Annotated in this window: 21 protein-coding genes; 7 read left to right on the forward strand and 14 right to left on the reverse strand. The window is 72.0% G+C overall.

Annotated features, from left to right (window positions below):
* The first annotated feature begins 30 nt into the window (after positions 1-30).
* Entirely contained in the window at positions 31-834 is an 804-nt protein-coding gene (locus tag ACJX2R_RS45750; protein ID WP_413104915.1) for a carbon-nitrogen hydrolase family protein, read from the forward strand.
* Complete coding sequence (locus ACJX2R_RS45755; protein WP_413104916.1) at positions 828-2,264, forward strand: APC family permease; 1,437 nt, start codon at positions 828-830, stop codon at positions 2,262-2,264. Before ACJX2R_RS45750 ends, ACJX2R_RS45755 begins: the two co-directional genes overlap by 7 nt.
* A 60-nt stretch (positions 2,265-2,324) precedes the next feature.
* Here the strand turns inward: ACJX2R_RS45755 and ACJX2R_RS45760 are convergent, their stop codons facing one another.
* Entirely contained in the window at positions 2,325-3,191 is an 867-nt protein-coding gene (locus tag ACJX2R_RS45760) for an AraC family transcriptional regulator (protein ID WP_413104917.1), read from the reverse strand.
* Positions 3,192-3,442: 251 nt separating this feature from the next.
* Between ACJX2R_RS45760 and ACJX2R_RS45765 the strand changes: the two genes are divergently transcribed.
* Positions 3,443-3,787, forward strand: coding sequence for a hypothetical protein (locus tag ACJX2R_RS45765; RefSeq protein ID WP_413104918.1), 345 nt, complete (start codon positions 3,443-3,445; stop codon positions 3,785-3,787).
* Here ACJX2R_RS45765 and ACJX2R_RS45770 read toward each other — a convergent pair.
* From ACJX2R_RS45770 to ACJX2R_RS45790, 5 genes are all read right to left on the reverse strand, one after another.
* Positions 3,745-4,452: a pentapeptide repeat-containing protein gene (locus tag ACJX2R_RS45770; protein WP_413104919.1), complete on the reverse strand. Its 708-nt coding sequence runs from the start codon at positions 4,450-4,452 to the stop codon at positions 3,745-3,747. The two genes, ACJX2R_RS45765 and ACJX2R_RS45770, sit on opposite strands and share 43 nt — an antisense overlap.
* 20 nt (positions 4,453-4,472) lie before the next feature.
* Positions 4,473-5,006, reverse strand: coding sequence for a ferritin-like domain-containing protein (locus tag ACJX2R_RS45775; protein WP_413104920.1), 534 nt, complete (start codon positions 5,004-5,006; stop codon positions 4,473-4,475).
* A gap of 198 nt (positions 5,007-5,204) precedes the next feature.
* Positions 5,205-7,355 (reverse strand): xanthine dehydrogenase family protein molybdopterin-binding subunit, encoded by a 2,151-nt coding sequence (locus ACJX2R_RS45780; RefSeq protein WP_413104921.1) that lies wholly within the window; start codon positions 7,353-7,355, stop codon positions 5,205-5,207.
* Complete coding sequence (locus tag ACJX2R_RS45785; RefSeq protein WP_413104922.1) at positions 7,352-8,344, reverse strand: FAD binding domain-containing protein; 993 nt, start codon at positions 8,342-8,344, stop codon at positions 7,352-7,354. Before ACJX2R_RS45785 ends, ACJX2R_RS45780 begins: the two co-directional genes overlap by 4 nt.
* Positions 8,341-8,898, reverse strand: a complete 558-nt coding sequence (locus ACJX2R_RS45790) for a 2Fe-2S iron-sulfur cluster-binding protein (RefSeq protein WP_413104923.1) — start codon at positions 8,896-8,898, stop codon at positions 8,341-8,343. The genes ACJX2R_RS45785 and ACJX2R_RS45790 overlap by 4 nt, the downstream gene beginning before the upstream one ends.
* A 251-nt stretch (positions 8,899-9,149) precedes the next feature.
* Between ACJX2R_RS45790 and ACJX2R_RS45795 the strand changes: the two genes are divergently transcribed.
* The gene (locus tag ACJX2R_RS45795) at positions 9,150-9,761 is read left to right on the forward strand and encodes a TetR/AcrR family transcriptional regulator (protein ID WP_413104924.1); all 612 of its coding nucleotides are present in this window, start codon (positions 9,150-9,152) and stop codon (positions 9,759-9,761) included.
* 60 nt (positions 9,762-9,821) lie between these two features.
* Here the strand turns inward: ACJX2R_RS45795 and ACJX2R_RS45800 are convergent, their stop codons facing one another.
* The 4 genes from ACJX2R_RS45800 to ACJX2R_RS45815 are packed head-to-tail and all read right to left on the reverse strand — an operon-like array spanning position 9,822 to position 13,873.
* The gene (locus ACJX2R_RS45800) at positions 9,822-10,844 is read right to left on the reverse strand and encodes a Gfo/Idh/MocA family protein (RefSeq protein ID WP_413104925.1); all 1,023 of its coding nucleotides are present in this window, start codon (positions 10,842-10,844) and stop codon (positions 9,822-9,824) included.
* Positions 10,841-11,845 carry a Gfo/Idh/MocA family oxidoreductase gene (locus tag ACJX2R_RS45805; protein WP_413106120.1) on the reverse strand — a complete coding sequence of 335 codons (1,005 nt, stop codon included), beginning with the start codon at positions 11,843-11,845 and terminating at the stop codon, positions 10,841-10,843. The genes ACJX2R_RS45800 and ACJX2R_RS45805 overlap by 4 nt, the downstream gene beginning before the upstream one ends.
* A gap of 56 nt (positions 11,846-11,901) precedes the next feature.
* Positions 11,902-12,678, reverse strand: coding sequence for an SDR family oxidoreductase (locus ACJX2R_RS45810; protein ID WP_413104926.1), 777 nt, complete (start codon positions 12,676-12,678; stop codon positions 11,902-11,904).
* 16 nt (positions 12,679-12,694) lie between these two features.
* Complete coding sequence (locus tag ACJX2R_RS45815) at positions 12,695-13,873, reverse strand: phytanoyl-CoA dioxygenase family protein (RefSeq protein ID WP_413104927.1); 1,179 nt, start codon at positions 13,871-13,873, stop codon at positions 12,695-12,697.
* A gap of 108 nt (positions 13,874-13,981) precedes the next feature.
* Here ACJX2R_RS45815 and ACJX2R_RS45820 point away from each other — a divergent pair, with 108 nt between their 5' ends.
* The 3 genes from ACJX2R_RS45820 to ACJX2R_RS45830 all read left to right on the forward strand — a co-directional run bounded on the left by ACJX2R_RS45820 (position 13,982) and on the right by ACJX2R_RS45830 (position 16,255).
* Entirely contained in the window at positions 13,982-15,013 is a 1,032-nt protein-coding gene (locus ACJX2R_RS45820) for a LacI family DNA-binding transcriptional regulator (protein ID WP_413104928.1), read from the forward strand.
* A gap of 157 nt (positions 15,014-15,170) precedes the next feature.
* Entirely contained in the window at positions 15,171-15,866 is a 696-nt protein-coding gene (locus tag ACJX2R_RS45825; protein WP_413104929.1) for a DJ-1/PfpI family protein, read from the forward strand.
* Between the two features lie 56 nt (positions 15,867-15,922).
* On the forward strand, positions 15,923-16,255 hold the full coding sequence (locus tag ACJX2R_RS45830) for a hypothetical protein (protein ID WP_413104930.1): 333 nt from the start codon (positions 15,923-15,925) through the stop codon (positions 16,253-16,255).
* Between the two features lie 33 nt (positions 16,256-16,288).
* On the opposite strand, the gene ACJX2R_RS45835 is transcribed toward ACJX2R_RS45830, so the two are convergent.
* From ACJX2R_RS45835 to ACJX2R_RS45850, 4 genes are read right to left on the reverse strand one after another with little or no spacing between them, the layout of a single operon-like run.
* Positions 16,289-17,005 carry a sulfite exporter TauE/SafE family protein gene (locus ACJX2R_RS45835; protein ID WP_413104931.1) on the reverse strand — a complete coding sequence of 239 codons (717 nt, stop codon included), beginning with the start codon at positions 17,003-17,005 and terminating at the stop codon, positions 16,289-16,291.
* A complete protein-coding gene (locus ACJX2R_RS45840; RefSeq protein WP_413104932.1) occupies positions 17,002-18,063 on the reverse strand; it encodes an ABC transporter ATP-binding protein in 1,062 nt (353 codons plus the stop codon). The genes ACJX2R_RS45835 and ACJX2R_RS45840 overlap by 4 nt, the downstream gene beginning before the upstream one ends.
* Positions 18,056-19,069: an ABC transporter ATP-binding protein gene (locus ACJX2R_RS45845; protein WP_413104933.1), complete on the reverse strand. Its 1,014-nt coding sequence runs from the start codon at positions 19,067-19,069 to the stop codon at positions 18,056-18,058. Before ACJX2R_RS45845 ends, ACJX2R_RS45840 begins: the two co-directional genes overlap by 8 nt.
* A complete protein-coding gene (locus ACJX2R_RS45850) occupies positions 19,066-20,064 on the reverse strand; it encodes an ABC transporter permease (protein ID WP_413104934.1) in 999 nt (332 codons plus the stop codon). Before ACJX2R_RS45850 ends, ACJX2R_RS45845 begins: the two co-directional genes overlap by 4 nt.
* Positions 20,065-20,067: the final 3 nt, after the last annotated feature.

Genomic DNA, 20,067 nt, shown 5'->3' on the forward strand with positions numbered 1-20,067 from the left:
CCCCCTGGACACCCACTGTCGAAGGCACTGATGAAGATCTCCGGACTCCAGACGGCGGGAACGCCCGGCGACGTCGACGCCAACCTCCGCGAACTGGACGCGGCATGCCGCCGGGCCCGTGCCGAGGGCGCCGAACTCCTGATCACCACCGAGCTGTTCATCACCGGCTACGACATCGGCGACGCCGTCCGGGACCTGGCCCGCACCGATCTGCTCTCCCCGGCCCAGGAGATCGCCGCCACCCACGGCATCGCGCTCGTCCTCGGAGCCCCCGAGCACGCCGACGGCGCCTACTACAACAGCGCCTTCTTCATCGACCCGGCCGGAGCGATCCTCGGCCGCCACCGCAAGACCCACCTCTTCGGCGAACTCGACCGCAGGTACTTCACACCGGGCGACCGGACCGCTCCCGTCATCACGTACGCGGGCCTCCGGATCGCGATGCTGATCTGCTACGACGTGGAGTTCCCCGAGAACGTACGGGCCGCCGCCCTCGCCGGCGCGGACCTCGTCGCGGTCCCGACCGCCCAGATGCAACCGTACGAGTTCATCGCCGAGCACCTGCTGAGGGTGCGCGCCTGGGAAAACCAGATCTACATCGCCTACGTCAACCATGACGGCGACGAGGGTTCACTGCGCTACGTCGGCCGCAGCTCCATCGTGAGCCCGTCGGCGACCGTGCTGGACAGCGTCGAACACGGCAACCGGCTGCTCTTCGCCACCGTGGAACCGCACACGGTCCGGGAAGCGCGCAAGGCCAATCCGTATCTGGCCGACCTCCGGCCAGACCTCTTCACCCCGTCCGCCCGCGCCACCAAGGACCCGTCATGCTGACCGACCCCGAAGTGCACGAACCCACCGCGCAACCGACCGGGACGAATCTCTCGGGGCGGCTCGGCACCGGTGCCATCGTCTTCATGGTGATCGCCGCCGCCGCGCCCCTCACGGTGGTCGGCGGCAACGTCCCGCTCGCCATCGCCGGCGGCCCCGGCGCCGGAGCCCCCGTCGGATTCGCCCTCGCCTCGCTGGTCCTGCTGGTGTTCGCGGTCGGCTTCGTCACCATGACGCCCCACGTTCCGCAGGCCGGGGCCTTCTACGCGTACGCCACCCGTGGCCTGGGGGCCCGGGTCGGAGTGGGCACGGCCGCCGTGGCGCTCGTCGCGTACACGGCGATCCAGGTCGGCGTCTACGGCTATCTGGGATGGGCCGTGAACGATGTCCTCCACACCTTCGGCGGACCGTCCCTGCCCTGGTGGGTGTGGGCGCTCGCGGCGCTCGGCATCGTGGCCCTCCTCGGCTACCGCCATATCGACCTCAGCTCCAAGGTCCTCGGGGTGGCGCTCGTCCTGGAGATCGCGGTGGTGCTCGTCCTGGACGCCGGGATCTTCGCCCGGGGCGGCGCCCACGGTGTCAACGCCGAGTCGTTCACCCCGCATGCCGCGTTCTCCGGACCGCTGGGCGTGGCCGTGCTCTTCGCCATCACCGGATTCATCGGCTTCGAGGCCACCGCCGTCTTCCGGGACGAGGCCCGCGACCCGGAGCGGACCATCCCCCGGGCCACCTATCTCGCCGTCCTGATCATCGGTGGGTTCTACACGCTGTCCTGCTGGGCGCTGGTCCTCGCGGCGGGCACCGATGACGCCCCGGCCGTGGCCCAGAAGACCCTGGACGGGCAGGGCAACATGCTCATGGACACCGCCCAGGCCTACGTCGGCACCGCGCTGCGGGACGTCATGCAGGTGCTGCTGCTCAGCAGCCTCTTCGCCTGTGTGCTCTCCTTCCACAACGTCATCGCCCGCTACACCTTCACCCTCGCCCGTAAGGACCTCCTCCCCGCACGGCTGGGCGTCGTCCATCCGCGCCATCACTCGCCGTCCGTCTCCTCGGTCGTCCAGACCGTCACCGCGCTGGTCCTGGTGGTCTGCTGCGCGGTCGCCGGACTGGATCCGCTGGTGGGCGTCTTCGGTTCCATGGCGGGGGTGGCGACGGTCGGCATGATCCTGCTCATGCTCATCACGTCCATCGCCGTGGTCGCCTTCTTCGCGCGCGACGCCCGGCTCGCCTCGGGCAGGGCCTGGCAGACCCGGATCGCGCCGGTGCTGGCCGTGGCCGGACTGCTGACCGCGCTGTGGCTGGTCTTCTCCAACTTCACCCTCGTCACCGGCGTCGGTGTGGGCGCGAGCGTCGTCCTCGGCGTCATCCCCTTCCTCGCCCTCGTCGCGGGCCTGGTCCGGGGGGACCGCGGCGCGCGGGAGCGCATATGAGAAGCGCCCGGTCCGGCCGCCCGGGCAAGGCACGGGCGGCCGGACCGGAGGTACGGAGCGTCAGACCGCGGTCCGCTCCACGGGGATCCACAGCTCCGCGTCCGCCCGCGTCCCGTCCTGTGACAGCCGGGTGCGCAGGATCTCCGGACCCGGCCTGCTCTGGTACGGGTTGGACGGGAACCACTGAGTGAAGACGTCCCGCCACAGGTACTGGAGCGCCTTCGGGAACGGCCCGGAGTTCTCGAAGACGGCCCATGTCCCCGCCGGGACGGCCAGCGTGTCCAGGTCCTCCGGAGCGGCGGCCCCGGTCACCACCCCGTGGTAGTAGTCGAGTTCGGTTCCCTCGGCCCGGCTCGGGTCGAGGTTGTCGCTCACCCCGAGGATCCCCTCCGGCTCCTGATCGGACAGCGCGGCGATCCGCCGTATCGTCTCCTGGCCGATCCCCCGGATGAACTCCGCGATCCCCGGATTCACCCCCTCATGGACGAGCGGCACCCGGACCTTCTTGCCGACCACCTGGAACCGCTCCTTCTCCACGACCCGGTATCGCATACTGCCGCTCCCTTCGACGATGAGGCGGAAGGACATCCGCGGCTGGGAGCTCAGCGAGGCGCCCGCCCGCCGGGCCTCACCCGGGCCCACACCGTGCATGGCCCGGAACGCCCGCGCGAACGCCTCCCCCGAGCCGTAGCCGTAGCGCACCGCGATCTCCAGGAGCGTCCGCTCCCCGGCGAGCACCTCGGCCCCCGCGAGGGTGAGCCGTCTGCGCCGGACGTACTCCGACAGCGAGATCCCCGCCAACGCGGAGAACATCCGCCGGAAGTGGTACTCCGACGTCATCGCGATCCGCGCCAGCTCGGCCACCTCGATCCGCTGGTCCAGACGCGAATCGATGTGGTCCAGGGCCTCGTTCAGCCGCTCCAGCACCTCGGTCTCCTTCCTTGACGCTGATCACGTTAGGAAGCCGGCACCCTCGCGGACCCGACATCCCGTGCCCGGTCCGGTCGGGTGTGCCGGTCCGTCACGGGTGGCCCGGCTGCCGCTTTGCCCGGATTCCGGCGGGGGTTCATCCGTACGTCCGTTCGGTCACCGTTTCATCACGACGCATACATGGCCCTCCCACTCCGCCGCCGCCGCGCCGGATGATGCACCCCACCATCCACGCACCTGGGAGACTCATGGGTACCCGCACCGTCCAAGCCGCGGCAGTCCTCGCCATCACCCTGCTCCTGACCGGCTGTTCCACCGGCGGTGACGCGCGCGACAAGACCACCCCGAGCGGCACCCCGGCCGCCGCCGAGAAGGCCGAGGTCACCCGGGCCTGTGTCGATGCCATCGCCGACCGGGCCGCCGCCCACAAGGGCGGAGCGGTCCGTTCCCATCCCGTTCCCGCGCCCTGCGCCCGGCTGTCGGACGCCGACTATCTGGACGCCTATATGAAAGGTCTCGAGCAGGCGCATCGCGCCGCGAAGAAGACCCCTCAGGGGGAGACCGGCAAGGCGGCCGACGGCGGGGAAAGCTGACCCGGGGCCCCTTTCGCCGCCCGGTCCAGATGGTCGGCGCAGGAGACCCGTGCGCTCGACCGGGAGCCGTCCGGGCAGAGGACGTTCTCCCAACTCGTCGTCGAGATATCGGCATCCCGCAGCCGCGCGCCGCGGAGATCGGAGTCGGACACCGTGGCTCCGGCCAGATCGGCGCCGCTCAGATCCGCTCCGTTGAGGCCGACATGGGTGAGGGACGCCGCCCGCAGATATACGCCGTCCAGCCGTGCGCCCTCGAAACTGACATCGGTGAGCAGACCCCTGCCGAGCCTGGCGCCGCTCAGATCGGCGCCGCGCAGATCGACCCGCGAGAGGGTGGCGGAGGTGAGGTCCGCCCGCCGGAGGTCGGCGCCCCGCAGATCGACGTTCTCCAGCGACACGGCGGCCAGCCGTGCCGCGTACAGATTGCCGCGCCGCAGATTGGCCTCGGACACCAGTCCGGTCAGGGTGGACCGTTCGAGATTGACGCAGCGCAGCTTCTTCTGCCACAGGTCGCCACCGGTCACGGTGCGGCTGGAGAGATCCTTGCCCGTACGGCCGGAACAGCTCCGGCCGTGGTCGTCGCCCTCCCCGCACCCGGCGAACAGGGCCGAGGACAGGGCGGTCACGATGAGGCAGCAGAGCGAGCGGGGCCACCGCGTGGTCATGGGCCGACCCATCACGGATGTCAGACGCCGATCAGATCCACCAGATCGTCGGCGTGCTCCTCCTCTTGCTCCAGGATCGACTCCATCAGCCGGCGGGTGGTCGGGTCGTGTTCGCCCAGCCAGCGGATGATCTCCTGATAGCTGGCGATCACGATGCGCTCGGCGAGCAGATTGTGCTCCAGCATCGCCTTGAGGTCGTTGTCGGCCGGGGTGGTGTAGTCGGTGTGGGAGCGCTGGGCCAGCGAGGCGGGGTCGAAGTCGGGGTCGCCGCCGAGCTGAGAGACGCGTTCGGCGGCGCGCAGCGCGTGCTGCATCTCCTCCTTCGCGTGCTCGGTGAACTCCGCGGACACCTGGGCGCGGTCGATCCCCCTGGCCGAGATGGCGTGACGGGTGTAACGCAGCCAGCACACCACCTCGGTCGCGATGACGTCATTGAGGATGCCGATGACCCGGTCCTTGTCCAGTCCGTAGGTGTCCGTCACCGGGCCAGCCGCCATCTTGCGGCGGGCGTCGTCACGGATCCTGGTCACGTCCAGCACGAAGTCGTCGCTCATCGGGGCCCTCTCTGCTCTCCTCGGCTTGGGCGAGTGTTGCCCGCCGGGGCACGGAGGGGAGCGGGCGGAGCGGGAAGATGACTGGATCGCCGCACAGCACCAGCCGATCGGCGGTATCGGAACGCCCCGACTCGTACGGACTCGGCGCTGGCCAGGTGGGAAACCTGACCGGCGCCGAGCACTCGACGGAGATAGGGGTCAGCCCGTGTGGCCGGGCTCCGGCACGTTCGTCCCCGCCGACAGGACCCGGTCCGGGCGGATCGGCAGGTTGCGGTGGCGTACGCCGGTGGCGTGCCACACCGCGTTGGAGATCGCCGCCGCGGCCCCCACGATGCCGACCTCACCGACGCCCTTGATGCCGACCGGGTCGTCCGGGTCCGGGTCGTCCACCCAGTCCGCCTCGACGATCGGCACATCGGCGTTCGCGGCGAAGTGATAGCCCGCCAGGTCGGGGGAGACCAGGCCGCCCGAGGCCCGGTCCCTGACCGCCTCCTCGTGCAGGGCCATGGAAATGCCCCAGATCATGCCGCCGACGAGCTGGTTGCGTGCGGTCAGCGGGTTGACGATCCGGCCCGCCGCGAAGATGCCGAGCATCCGCCGCACCCGGACCTCTCCACTGGTGACGTCCACGGCCACCTCGGCGAACTGTGCGCCGAAGGAGTGGCGTTCCTTGTTGGCCAGGGCGCCGATGGCCTCGGTGGTGTCGGACCGCGCGGTGATCCCCTCGGGCGGGATGTCGCCGCCCAGGGCCAGCCGCTCGCGCAGTTCGCTCACCGCGATCGCCACCGCCCACGCCCAGGAGCGCGTGCCCATCGAACCACCGGCGAGCATCGCCGGGCCGAGGTCGCTGTCCGCCATGACCACCCGGACCCGCTCCGGATCCACCGCCAGCGCGTCCGCGGCGATCAGGTTGATGGCGGTCCGGGCGCCGGTGCCGATGTCCGCCGCGTTGATGCGTACGGTGAAGGTGCCGTCGGCCTCCGCCGTCACGGCCGCCGTGGACGGCCCGGCGCCGGAGTGGAAGCTGGCCGCCGCCATACCGGTCCCGAGCAGCCAGCGCCCCTCGCGGCGCACCCCCGGACGGGGGTCCCGGTCGGCCCAGCCGAACCTGCGGGCGCCCTCCTCGTAGCAGGCGACCAGATTGCGGCTGCTGAACGGCAGGCCCGAGACCGGGCCCCGGTCGGGCTCGTTGCGGACGCGCAGCTCGATCGGGTCGATGCCGGTCTTCTCGGCGAGCTCGTCCATGGCGCACTCCAGCGCGAACGAGCCCGGCGCCTCACCGGGCGCGCGCATGAAGGTCGGGCTCGGCACATCGAGCCGTACGACCCGGTCACTGGTGTAGTGCGCGTCGGCGTCGTACATCACACGGGCCACCGTGGCGCTCCGCTCGATGAACTCGTGGACCGTCGAGGTGACGCACTCGGACCGGTGGTCGAGCGCCCGCAGCCGCCCCGACTCATCGGCGCCGAGCCTGACCCGCTGCGCGGTGGGGCTGCGGTAGCCGATCGTCGAGAACATCTGGCGGCGGGTCATGACGACGCGCACCGGGCGTTGGAGGACGGTGGCGGCCATGGCGGCGGCCACCTGGTGCGGGCGGGTGGTCTTGGAGCCGAAGCCGCCGCCGACGTGCTCGGACCGCACCCGTACCGACTCCGCGTCGAGCGAGAAGATCTGCGCGAGTTCGGCGGCCACCATCGTGCTGCCCTGGTTGGAGTCGAAGACCTCGAGGCGGCCGGCGTCCCAGTGGGCCGTCGCCGCGTGCGGCTCCATGGGGTTGTGGTGCTCTTCCGGAGTGGTGTATTCGGAGTCCACGACGAAGGCGGACGCGGCGAGTTCGGCCTCGACGTCCCCCTTCGACGCCACCGCCGGCCCGAAGGGCGAATCCGGAGGGGTGTACATATCCGGGTGTCCGGAGGTGAAGCCGATGTCGTGCGGCTCCTGGTCGTACCGGACGACCAGTGCTTCGGCGGCCTCCCTGGCCTGCTCGGGCCGCTCGGCGAGGACCAGCGCCACCGGCCAGCCCATGAAGGGGACACGGTCGCTCTGGAAGACCCCGAGGATCGGATCGGGCTTCCCGATCATGCCCATGTAGTCCAGGTTGACCCGCGGGGCGTTCTCGTGGTGGATGACCGCGAGGACACCGGGCATGGCGAGCACCGGCTCGGACTCGACCGCGCTGATACGGCCGCGGGCCACGGTGGACAGCACCATCCAGCCGTGGGCGAGGTCGGGCAGGGGGATGTCGCCCGCGTAGCGGGCCGCTCCGGTGACCTTCTCCCGGCCCTCCACGCGGGTGCGCGCGGTGCCGAAGGCGCCCGTCGTCGTGGTGGCTCCGGTCGTCGTGGTCATCGGGCGGCCTCCTCGGTGAGTTCGGTCAGCAGGGCCACGACGAGGTTGCGCATCAGCGGCACCTTGTATCCGTTGTGGGGCAGCGTCTCGGCGGCGGCCAGCTCCGCGTCCGCGGCGGCGGCGAACGCCTCGGCGGTCGCCGGGCCCCCGGTCAGCGCACGCTCGGCCGCCAGCGCCCGCCACGGCCGGGAGGCGACCGCCCCGAGGGCGAGGCGGACTTCGCGCACGACCCCGTCGCGGACGTCGAGGGCGGCGGCGATCGAGCCGATCGCGAAGGCGTAGGACGCGCGCTCGCGGACCTTGCGGTAGCGGGAGCGGGCGGCCACCGGGGCCGGGGGCAGGGTGACGCCGGTGATCAGCGCGCCGGACGGCAGCGCGGTCTCCAGGTGCGGGGTGTCGCCCACGGGCAGATAGAAGTCCGCGAGCGGCAACTCGCCCGGCCCGTCGGCGGTTTCGTACCGTACGACGGCGTCGAAGGCGGCGAGCGCGACCCCCATGTCCGAGGGGTGGGTGGCCACGCAGTGCCCGGAGGCGCCGAGGATCGCGTGGTTGTGGTGCTCACCCTCGATGGCCGGGCAGCCGCTGCCGGGGAGGCGCTTGTTGCAGGGCCCGGCCACATCGGTGAAGTAGCCGCAGCGGGTGCGCTGGAGGAGATTGCCACCGACGGTGGCCATGTTGCGCAGCTGCCCGGACGCACCGGCCAGGACGGCCTCGGCGAGGGCCGGGTAGCGGCGCCGCACCTCGGGGTGGGCGGCGAGATCGCTGTTGGTGACGGTGGCCCCGATGCGCAAGGCCCCGTCCGGCGTCACCTCGATGTGGTCCAGGGGCAGTTCGCGCACGTCGACCAGGCGTCCCGGCCGCTCGACGCCGGTCTTCATCAGATCGACCAGGTTGGTGCCGCCGCCGAGGAAACGTGCGTCGGGGTCGGCGCCGAGCACGGAGACCGCCTCGGAGACCTCGAGCACCCGCTGGTAGCCGAACTCCTTCATGCGAGGGCCTCCTCGGTCCCGGCCGTGCGCGCCTCGGCCGCCCGCGCGACCGCCCGCACGATCGACACATAGGCGCCGCAGCGACAGAGGTTGCCGCTCATCCGCTCCCGGATCTCGTCCGGGCTGAGGGGCGGGGGCCCCGCTTCGGGGCGGACATCGGCGGTGGCGGCGCTCGGCCAGCCCGCCGCGTGCTCCTCGAGCACGGCGAGGGCGGAACAGATCTGCCCCGGGGTGCAGTAACCGCACTGGTAGCCGTCGAGGTCGAGGAAGGCCTGCTGCACCGGGTGCAGCTCGTCGCCCTCGGCCACGCCCTCGATCGTGGTGACCTCACGGCCCTCGGCCGCCACCGCGAGCTGGAGGCAGGAGACGGCCCGGCGGCCGTCGATCAGCACCGTGCAGGCACCGCACTGGCCCTGATCGCAACCCTTCTTGGTGCCGGTGAGGTCGAGCTGCTCCCGCAGGGCGTCGAGCAGGGTGGTGCGGTGGTCGACGGGCAGCGTGTGTTTCTCGCCGTTGATGGTCAGCGTGATGACGCTGGACGTCGATTGGGCCATGATCAGCCTTCTTTCGCGGGTGTGGTGCGCGTTGAAGTCGTCCGATGGAGGGGCCCGGGGTCCAGGGAAGGGGGTCCCGGGGGTGGGGGATGCGGGACAATGCCGTTCGGCGTTCGGTTTCGGCCATCCACACTGGCCGTTTCAGCCGGTAAGGTGGACCTAAGCGGACAACTGTCCGCTGTGCATGAAACTTAGCGGACAGCTGTCCGGTGAGCAAGGTCGGCGCTACGGCGGGGTCCGGAGGAGGGCGAGTGCGGGCAGAGAGGGACGCGCGTCTGCGCTCGGACGCGGCTGCGAACCGCGAGCGCATCCTGGAAGTGGCGCTGGCGGAGCTGACGTGCTCGGCGGACGTCCCGCTGAGCACCATCGCGAAGAAGGCGGGCGTCGGGCAGGGCACGCTGTACCGCAACTTCCCCAGCCGCGAGGCGCTCGTCCTGGAGATCTACCGCCATGAGATGCGGCAGGTGGCCGACACCGCGGCCGAGCTGCTGCGTACCCGCGCACCGGATCAGGCCCTGCGGGAGTGGATGGGGCACCTGGCCCGGTTCGCCATGGCCAAGGCCGGTCTCGCCGACGCGCTGCACAAGGCCATCAGCGCCTCCGGCGGCCAGGAGAAACCGGGGCACGGCCAGATGACCGAGGCCGTGGCGCTCCTGCTGCGGGCCAACGAGGAGGTCGGCACCATCCGCCCGGGCGTCACCACCGACGACTTCCTGCTCGCCATCGCCGGCCTGTGGCAGATCGGCCCCGGCGAGAACGGACAGGCACGCGCCCGACGGCTTCTGGACCTGGTCATGGACGGGCTGCGCACGGGCGCGCCCGGGGCGGCCGGGCCGGGCGCGGCGGCCGACGGGGCGGGCTGAGCCCATCAGGAGGCCGCCGCCCGCGGGCGGCGGCCTCCGTAGCGCGGACTGTCCCGTGGATCAGCCCCGGACCGGGAGCGCGGTGCGCGGCCGGGGCGGGAACCCGGCGGCGCGGTAGCACGCGTCGATCAGGGACATGGTGGCCAGCGCGTCCTCCGCGTCCAGCGGAAGCGGTGCGCCGTGCCGCAGGTGCGCGGCGTACGCGTCCAGCTGGTAGGTGTACGAGGACCGCTTGCCCAGCTCCTCGGTCCGCTCGCCCGCGGGTGTGCGCACCACGACCCGGTCGTCGAGATGAGGCTGGACGAAGTTCATGGCCGTCGCTTCCCCGTGTGAGCCGATGACCCTGAGGCTCATCCGCCACTCCTCATGTGCCATATGGCAGCGGGCGGATCCGGTGGCGCCGCCGGGGAAGACCAGGTCCGCGTCCAGCCACTCGTCCACCTCCGGCGCGCCGTGCCGGGCGCCGCCCCGGGCGGTGACCAGGCGCGGGGGACCACCGGCCCAGGGGGCGAGCGTGGCCCCCGCGTGCAGGCTGTAGCAGCCCAGGTCCATCAGGGCGCCCCCGGCCAGGGACAGGGACCAGCGGGGGTCGGACCCGGCCGGGGCGGGCATGGCCGTCATCGTCTCGACATGCCGCAGCTCCCCGAGTTCCCCGGAGTCGAGCAGTTCGTGGAGGCGGCGGGTGACGGGGTGGAAGAGGTAGTGGAAGCCCTCCATGAAGACGGTGCCCGCCTTGGCGGCCGCGTCGCGTATCTCGGCGGCCTCCTCGGCGTTGCTCGCCGAGGGCTTCTCGGTCAGCACATGCTTGCCCGCGGCGAGCGCCGCGAGGTTCCACGGCCCGTGCAGGCCGTTGGCCAGCGGGTTGTAGACGACCTCCACATCGGGGTCGGCGATCACATCGGCGTAGGAGTCCAGAACGCGCTCGACACCGTGCTCGGCGGCGAAGGCGTCGGCCCGGTCCCGGGAGCGGGCGGCCACCGCGACGAGGCGGTGGCCGCCCGCACGGGCGGGGCCGACGAGGGAGAGCTCGGAGATCCGGGCGGCGCCCAGGATCCCGATGCGCAGCGGCTCGGCCGTCGTCATGCCTTGCGTACCTCTTCCATGGTCACGGGGCGGTGTTCGCGCAGTGAAAGCGTGCAGGCCTCGGCGATCCAGCCGGCCTCCACGGCGTCGGCGACGGTGCAGGGGGAGGGCCGCAGACCCGCCGCGACCTCGGTGAAGACGGTGAGCTCGGACCGGTAGGCGGCGGCGAAGCGGTCCATGAAGAAGTGGTGCGGTGTGCCGCCGGGGAAGGTGGCGCCCGGTTCCACGGAGCGCAGCGGCAGCCTGTCCTCCAGGCCCGCGGCCACGCTGTCCGTCATGCCGTGGAGCTCCAGGCGGGCGTCGTAACCCCGGGGGTTGTGGCGGGTGTTGGAGACCACGGCGAGGGTGCCGTCGTCCAGGGTGAGGAGGGCGGAGGCGGTGTCCACGTCCCCGGCGGCCGCGATGTACTCGGCGCCGCGGTTGGCGCCGGTCGCGTAGACCTCGGTGACCTCGTGGCCGGTGATCCAGCGGACGGTGTCGAAGTCGTGCACGGCGCAGTCGCGGAAGATGCCACCGGAGACGGCCACATAGGCGGCCGGGGGCGGCTCGGGGTCCAAGGTGGTGGACCGTACGGTGTGCAGCGGCCCGAGTTCACCGCTGACCACCGCCGCCCGCGCGGCCACGTAACCGGGGTCGAATCGCCGGTTGTAGCCGATCTGGACCTCCACGCCACTGCCCTCCACCGCGCGGAGGACATCGAGGCTCTCCTCGATCGTGCGCGCCACGGGCTTCTCGCAGAAGACCGGTACGCCCGCCCGTACGGCGGCGACGATGAGCTCGGGGTGGGCGTCGGTGGCCGCGGCGATCACGACGCCGTCCACATCGGCGGCGAGTACGGCCTCCGGCGAGTCGACCGCGTGGGCGCCGAAGCGCTCGGCGGCGGAGGCGGCGGCCGCTGCGACCGGGTCGGTGACCACGAGGGAGTCCACCGCGTCGAGCGTGGACAGGGTCTCGGCGTGGAAGGCGCCGATCCGGCCCAGGCCCATGATGCCGATACGCATGGGAGTCATGTCCCTTTCTGTCTGGACGGTGGTGTTGCTTCTGGTGACGCGGCGGGTCAGCCGAGTCCGCCGAGGACGTTCTGGTCCCAGTCGATGACCGAGCCGGTGACGACCCCGCTGCGGTCGGAGAGGAGGAGGACGACGAAGTCGGCGATCTCGTCGACCTGGGCGAGCTTGCCCATCGGCTGGGCGCGGGCCGCCTCCTCGCGCCAGTCGTCGCCCGCGCCGTGGAAGGCGCGCTGGATGGCGTCCTCGCCCTCGGTGTCGGTCCAGCCCAGGTTGATGCCGTTGACGCGGACGCGGTCCCAGCGGTGGGCGTGTGCGGCGTTGCGGGTCAGGCCCGCGAGCCCGGCCTTCGCGGCGGCGTACGGCGCCAGGAACGGATATCCGCCGTGTGCGCAGTTGGAGATGATGTTGACGATGGTGCCCGGGGCCTTCCTGGCCACCATGTCGGCGACGGCGGCCTGCATGGCGAAGAACGGGGCGCGCAGATTGATCGCGACATGCGCGTCGAAGAGCTCGGGCGTGGTGTCCAGCAGCGTCCCGCGCGAGGTGAGCCCGGCGGAGTTGACCAGGCAGTCGATCCTGCCGTGGGCCGCCACCACCCGTTCCACGCTGCCGCGTGCCTGCGCGGGATCGGCCAGGTCGGCGCGGAGGAAGGAGGCCGTGGCTCCCCGGTCGGCGAGCTCCCCGGCCAGCTGCTCACCGGTGTCGGGGTGGCGTCCGGTGAACGCCACCGTGGCCCCCTCGCGGGCGGCGGCGCGGACGATGCCCGCGCCGATCCCCTGGCTGCCGCCGTTGACCAGGACGACCTTGTCCTGCAACAGTCCCATGAGCGGTCCGTCTCCTTCAGCTCTGGCGGCGCTCGGCGCCGGCCCGCAGTTCCGTACGCAGGGTGTCCGGGGTCCAGTCCCGCTCCAGGGCGCGCCGGAGGGTGTCGGCCTGGGAGTCCGGGGCGAGGCCGCCGACCGGTGGGTCGAGGTCGAGGTTGGTGGGGAAGGGATAGCCCTCGGCGCAGGCCGCGACCACGTTGTGCAGCCAGTCCTCGGTGGCGCCTTCGGCCTTGCGCCGCCGCAGTACGGGGAAGACGGCGTTGGCCACCGCCTCGCGGTCGACGGTCTCCATGGTGCGGCCGAAGGCGGAGGAGATCTGCAACAGGTTGGCCATCCGCCGGATGTCCGCCGAGCGATTGTGCCCGGCGGCGTGGAAGAGCGCCGGGTTGAAGAAGACCGCGTCACCCGCCTCCAGGGGCAACTGGACGTGGTGCTCGGCGAAGTAGGCCATGAACTCCGGGCGGCGCCAGGCCAGATAGCCGGGCTCGTACGCTTGCGAATACGGCAGGTAGAGCGTCGGGCCGGACTCGACCGGCATGGCGCAGTGGGCGACGGCGCCTTGCAGGGTCAGCACGGGGGAGAGCCGGTGGACATGGGCGGGGTAGGCCGCGGCCCGCGCCTCGGAGAGGAAGCCGAGGTGGTAGTCGCGGTGCACGCTCTGGGCCGCGCCGCCCGGGTTGACCTGGTTGATCTGTGAGGTGATCTGGTAGCCGGGGCCGAGCCAGGCGGTGGCCACGAGGGCGATGAGGTCGTTGGCGTAGTAGTCGGCGAAGACCTCCGGTGCGCTCAGGGCCAGCTTCTCCAGCGCGTTCCACACCCGGTCGTTGGCGCCGGGCTTGGCGAAGTGGTCACCGCGGGCGCCGCCCGCCGCCCGTTCCCGCTCGATCAGCGCCGTGAACGCCTCGGTGGCCCGGTCCAGGACCGACGCGTCGGGGAAGGCGCCCTTGAACACCACGATGCCGGGGCCGTCCAGCAGGGCGTGGACCAGTTCCGCCTGCGCCTCCCGGCGGCCGGGGGCCGTGGCGGCCCGGGCCCGCAGGCGGTCCCCGTCGTAGACGGGGACGTTGTGCTCCACGGCGTCGGCACCGGGGTGGTCACCGGGGTCGGTGGTCCGCTCGACCAGGGTGCGGAAGGCCTCGAGGGAGCAGTCGGCCTCACTGAGCCAGGCATGAGACCTCGGAGCGATGAGGGGCATTGCTTTCCGATCCTTCCCGTGGGCTGCGGCTTTCTGTCAGTGTTGTGATCGGCCGAGCATCGAGCAATCCTCAGCAGCCCATCAAAAACCCCTCAGGGAGGCGCGCCGATGGCCCATCCGTATCCCATCCGGGAGATCGCCCGGCAGGCCGGGCTGAGCGAGGCCACCGTCGACCGGGTGCTGAACAACCGGGGCGGGGTGCGCGAGAGCACCACCCGGGAGGTCCATCAGGCGATCAAGGATCTGGACCGGCAGCGCACCCAGGTCCGCATCGGTGGCCGCATCTTCATGATCGATATCGTGATGCGGGCCCCTGAGCGCTTCTCCTCGGCGGTGCGCGCCGCCCTGGAGGCGGAGCTGCCCGCGCTGCGCCCGGCGGTGATGCGGTCGCGCTTCCACTTCCGCGAGACCGGTCCGGTGGAGGAGCTGATCGCCACGCTGGACCGCGTCGCCCAACGCGGCGGCTGCCAGGGGATCGTCCTGAAGGCGCCCGACGTACCCGAGGTCACCGCGGCCGTCGGCCGACTGGCGGCTGTGGGCATACCGGTGGTGACCCTGGTGACCGACCTGCCCAGCAGCGCCCGCCGGGCCTACGTCGGCATCGACAACCGCGCCGCCGGAGCCACCGCCGCGTACCTCATGGGCCAGTGGCTCGGCGACCGGCCCGGCAATGTGCTCACCACCATCAGCCGGGGCTTCTTCCGCGGTGAGGAGGAACGTGAGATGGGCTTCCGCAGCGCCCTGCGCAACGCACACCCCGGGCGCACGCTCGTGGAGGTCACCGACAGCGACGGGCTGGACGCCACCCAGCGCGACCTGGTCCTGCGGGCGCTGCGACGCGACCCGGACATCCGGGCGGTCTACTCGATCGGCGGCGGCAACACCGCGACCATCCAGGCCTTCGAGGAACTCGGGCGCGGCTACGAGGTGTTCATCGCCCACGACCTCGACCACGACAACACCCGGCTGCTGCGCGAGCGGCGGCTGTCCGCGGTGCTCCACCACGACCTGCGCCAGGACATGCGCCGCGCCTGCCAGATCATCATGCGGGCCCACGGAGCCCTCCCCGACGACGGCCCCGCCCTGCCCTCGCCGATCCAGGTCGTCACGCCGTACAACATGCCGCCCGACGTGGCCTGAGACGTCTGACCGCGGCACCTTCCCGCACCCTCCGGCCCGTTTGGCGAGATCCCGTTGAACCATGTCACTCGTGCCACTGGGAGCCGTTTCCGCCCTCACATAGCGTCGCAACGGGGCCAGACGGACTGGCCATCGCCGCATATGAGGGAAGATTTTCATGCTCGCCCAGATCGTCCTGTTCGACGGCTTCGACCTCCTCGATGTGCTCGCCCCCTACGAAGTGCTGTACGCCGGTGGCATGGCTTCCGGAGGAGCGCTGCGCCCGGAGCTGGTGTCCGCCGAGGGGCCGCGTGAGGTGGTGAGCGGGGTCGGCGGCGTACCGCTGCGCGCCGCGGCCGCCCTCGATCCCGCGCGGGCGGACCTGGTGGTGGTACCCGGCGCCGCCGGCCGCGTCGGAGAGCCCGGCGAGGTCCCGGACCACGACGCGGACGCGGACGCGGGCGAGTGGCGGGAGGACGAGTTCATCCCCGTCCTGCTGGGCCGCACCCTGAACACCGGGCTGCCGGGGCTGCTGAAGGCCGCCATGGACCGCCCGGAGGTGACCGTCGCCACGGTGTGCGGCGGCTCGCTCGTCCTGGCCATGGCCGGTCTGCTGGAGGGCCGCTACGCCACCACCCACCACATGGGCCTGGACATGCTGGACGCCACCGGCGTCAACGCGGTCAGGGCCCGCGTCGTGGACGACGGCGACCTCGTCACCGGCGCCGGTGTCACCTCCGGACTCGACCTGGGCCTTTACCTGCTGGAGCGCGAACTGGGGCCGCGGATCGCCCACGCCGTCGAGGAACTGTTCGCCTACGAGCGCCGTGGCACCCCCTGGCGCCACCACGGGCCGTCGCCCGTCGCCCTGTGACCACGCCACCCCACCGCCATCCGCCCCAACCACCCACCGTGAGGAAGCACACCACCATGCCCATCGCACACTCCGTCGAAGGCACCTGGGACCTGTCCATCTCCACACCCATCGGCCGGATCAGGGCCGTGATCGAACTCCGCGACGAGGGCGGCACCCTGATCGGTACGGCCCACGGTGCGGGCGAGGAGGTCCCGCTGGCCGATGTGGCGCTCCACGGTGACCAGCTCATCTGGCGTCAGGCCATCACCAGGCCGATGCGGCTGAACCTCGCGTTCACGATGACGGTCGAGGGCGAGACGATGACCGGCACCTCCAAGGCGGGGCGGCTGCCCTCCTCCAAGGTCACCGGAGAGCGCCGCGCCGCCCCAGCGGCGGCGGAGGACTGACCGGATACACCCCGTGGAAAGCTGCCGCCCGGCTCAGACGAACTGCTGGACCACCAGCACGGTCGCGCTCGCCACCGCGAGCACCATGGCGACGGCCCTGGTGCGCCGCGTGTCCAGCCGGCTCGACAGCGGGCGGGCCAGCAGCACCCCGATCGCCGCGGCCGGGGCCAGCAGGGCGGTGCGCCACAGGCTGTACGTGTGCACCGCCCCCGTCGCCGCCAGGGTGGCCAGACTCATCACCGAACCGGCCAGGAAGAACCCGCTCATCGTGGCGCGCAGCCGCGGTCCGCTCAGGCGCTGCCAGACCATGGCCATCGGCGGCCCCCCGATGGCGGTCGCCGTGCCCATCAGCCCCGACATCAGACCGGCCAGCAGCACCGACCGCCGCCGCGGCGCGGGCACGAAACCGCGCAGGCTCACCGCCACGCCCGTGAGGACGACCGCGGCCACGAGCAGGGCGAGGTACCGGGCGGGCAGCACGGCCACCAGCGCCGCGCCGCCCAGCACCCCCGGCACCCGGCCGACCAGCGCCCACCCCGCACCCCGCAGGTCCAGGTGGCCGCCCTCCAGCGCCAGCACCGCGGCCGTGACCCCGGTGGCGAGCAGCAGGACGACCACCGGGGTGAGCGACGGGTCGAATATCGCGATCACCGGGGCGGCCAGCAGACCGAGCCCGAAGCCGATGGAGACCTGGAGCAGCGCCCCGACCGCCACCGTGATGAAGAGCAGGGCGAACTCCGGCGGGGTCATGCTTCCATCGGCCCGGCACCCAGCGGGAAGTGGCACAGGCCCTCATGCGGCTCCCGCCCGGTGTCCGCCGTGCCGTCGCGGACCACGACAGGGGGAGCGAGCTCGGCGCACCGGGCCTCGCTCTTCCAGCAGCGGGTGCGGAACCGGCAGCCCGACGGGATGTCGTACGGGGACGGGATCTCCCCGCGCAGCTGGATCTCGTCGTCCTGGGCCTGCCCGGACACATCGAGGGTGGGCGCGGCGGACATCAGGGCGGCGGTGTAGGGGTGCACGGGTCGGTCGAAGACGTCCTCGGTGGGGCCGTGCTCGATGACCTTGCCCAGGTACATCACCGTCACCCGGTCCGAGACATGCCGGACCACGGAGAGGTCATGGGAGATGAAGACGTACGAGACACCGAGCCGCTCCCGCAACTCGCTGAGCACATTGAGCACTTGGGCCTGCACCGAGAGGTCGAGCGCGGACACCGGCTCGTCGCACACGATGAGGTCGGGGTCCAGCGCCAGCGCGCGGGCGATGCCGATGCGCTGCCGCTGCCCGCCGGAGAACTCGTTCGGGTAGCGGTGGGCGTCGCTGTCCCGCAGCCCGACGAGGGACAGCAGCTCACGGACCCGCCGCTGCCGCGCCTGCGCCGTGGGCACGACGTCGCGGTGGGTGCGCCACGGCTCGCCGATGAGATCGGCCGCGGACATCCGGGCGTTGAGCGAGGCGAAGGGATCCTGGAACACCATCTGCACCCGGCGCCGCCAGACCAGCCGTTCCTTGCCCTTGAGGGTGAACGGATCGGTGCCGTCGAAGCGCACGGTGCCCGAGTCCGGCCGCTCGAGACCGAGCACCACCCTGGCCAGGGTCGACTTACCACATCCGGACTCGCCCACCAGCCCGAGCGTCTGCCCGCGCTCGACCCGCACATCGACGCCGTCGAGCGCGGTCAGGCGCCGCCGGCCATGGCCGAACGACTTGGTCACGCCGCGGACCTCGAGCAGCGGCGGGGAAGTGGCGGAGCCATCGGCCCGGGGACCGGCGGCGGTGGCGTCGGTGAGGGGCGTCTCAGACACGGTCGAGCTCCTCGGAGAAGTGGCAGGCGGCCGAACGCGAGGCCCCGACGGACACCAGACGGGGGCGCTCCTGGGCGCAGCGCTCCTGGGCCAGCGGACATCTGGCCTGGAAGACACAGCCGGACGGGACCGCGCTGAGCTCGGGCGGGCTCCCCGGTACGGCGGGCAACGGGCGGCCCCTGACGGCGTGTTCGGGAACCGAGTCGAGCAAGCCCCTGGTGTAGGGGTGGCGGGGGCGGGAGAACACCTCCGCCACCGGGCCGGTCTCCACCACATTGCCCGCGTACATCACCACGACGTCGTCCGCGCGCTGGGCCACCACCGCCAGATCGTGGGTGATCAGCACCAGCGCCATGTCCCGCTCGGTTTGCAGATCCCGCAGCAGCCGCATGATCTGGGCCTGCACGGTGACATCCAGCGCGGTCGTGGGCTCGTCGGCGATGAGCACATCGGGGTCCAGCGCGACGGCCATCGCGATCAGCAGCCGCTGGCGCATACCGCCGGAGAACTGATGCGGATACGCGCGGGCCCGCAGCCGGGGCTCGGGTATGCCGACGCGGGTCATCAGCTCGACCGCCTTCTCCCGGGCAGCGCGGCGCGACATCCCGCGATGGATGCGGAACGGCTCGGCGAGCTGCCTGCCGACCGGCTGTACGGGATTGAGCGCGGTCAGCGCGTCCTGGAAGACGATCGACAGCACGGGACCGGCGAGCCTCCTGCGCCCCGCCTGGCCCAGCCGCAGCACATCGGAGCCGGACACCTTCACGGATCCGCCCGTCACCTCGGCGGTCGGGTCGAGCAGCCCGGCGATGGACAGCGCGGTCATCGACTTCCCGCAGCCGGACTCGCCCAGCAGCGCCAGCGTGCGTCCCTTGCGCACCTGGAAGCCGACGCCGTTCACGGCGCGTACGGTCCCGGAGGGGGTGCGCAAGTCGACACAGAGCCCCTCGACTTCGAGCGCGGGGCCGCCGGTCCCGGCGGGCGCGGGCAGGGTGGAGGACTTCACGCGATCATCTCCGAGGGAACAGCGGCCCGGTTGCCGCGCCGCTTCCTGGGCAAGGTCAGACGCCAGCGCTGGGCCGGGTCGGTGGCCAGGCGGACCCAGGCGGCGAGCACCGTGGCCGACACCGTGGTGAGCACGATCGCGACACCCGGCAGCACGGCGATCCACCAGGCCGTCTGGAGGTACTGGCGCCCCTGCGCCACCATCAGCCCCCAGCTCACATCGGGGGGCTGGATGCCGATGCCGAGGAAGCTCAGGGACGACTCGGTCAGCATCACGAAACAGAAGTCGAGCGTGGCCACGGTCAGCAGCGTGGGCAGCGCGATCGGCAGAATATGACGGTAGATGATGTTCCGGCTCGGTGTGCCGAAGGTCCGGGCCGCGTCCACGAACAGACGGCTCCTCAGCTCGGCCGACTCCGCGCGGGCGGTGCGCAGATAGACCGGGACGCGCGCGATGGCGAGGATCAGCACGATGTTCATCGCGCTGGGCGCGAAGACGTACAGCACGACCACCGCGATCAGCAGGGACGGGAAGCTGAGGATGACATCGGCGACCCGCATCGCGACGCTCTCGCGCATGCCTCCGTGGTATCCGGCCCACAGCCCCAGCGCCGAGCCGATCAGCAGCGAGCACAGCACCGCGGGCACCGCGACGGACAGCGTCGTCCCGGCGGCGTCCATCAGCCGGGCCAGCACGCTGCGCCCCAGCACATCCGTGCCGAGCAGCCCGTAGAAGCCGTGGTCCAGGGAGGGCGGGCGCAGCGAGGCGCGCAGATCCTGCCGTACGGCTCGGTCCCCGATGAACAGCCGGCCGAACAGCGCGACGAGGAACACCCCGGCGAGGATGACCGCCGCGACGGCCGCGGCCCGGTCCCGGCCGAGCAGCAGCCACCAGCGGGGCGGGCGTTGGCGCGACGGGACGGCTGCCGCGCCGGAGGGCCGGTCGGCGGGGTCGGCGGGGTCGGCGGGGTCGGCGGGGTCGGCGGGGTCGGTCATGGT

This window comes from Streptomyces sp. Inha503 (genome assembly GCF_047215865.1).
In the GTDB taxonomy this organism is placed as follows: Bacteria; Actinomycetota; Actinomycetes; order Streptomycetales; family Streptomycetaceae; genus Streptomyces; species Streptomyces lycopersici.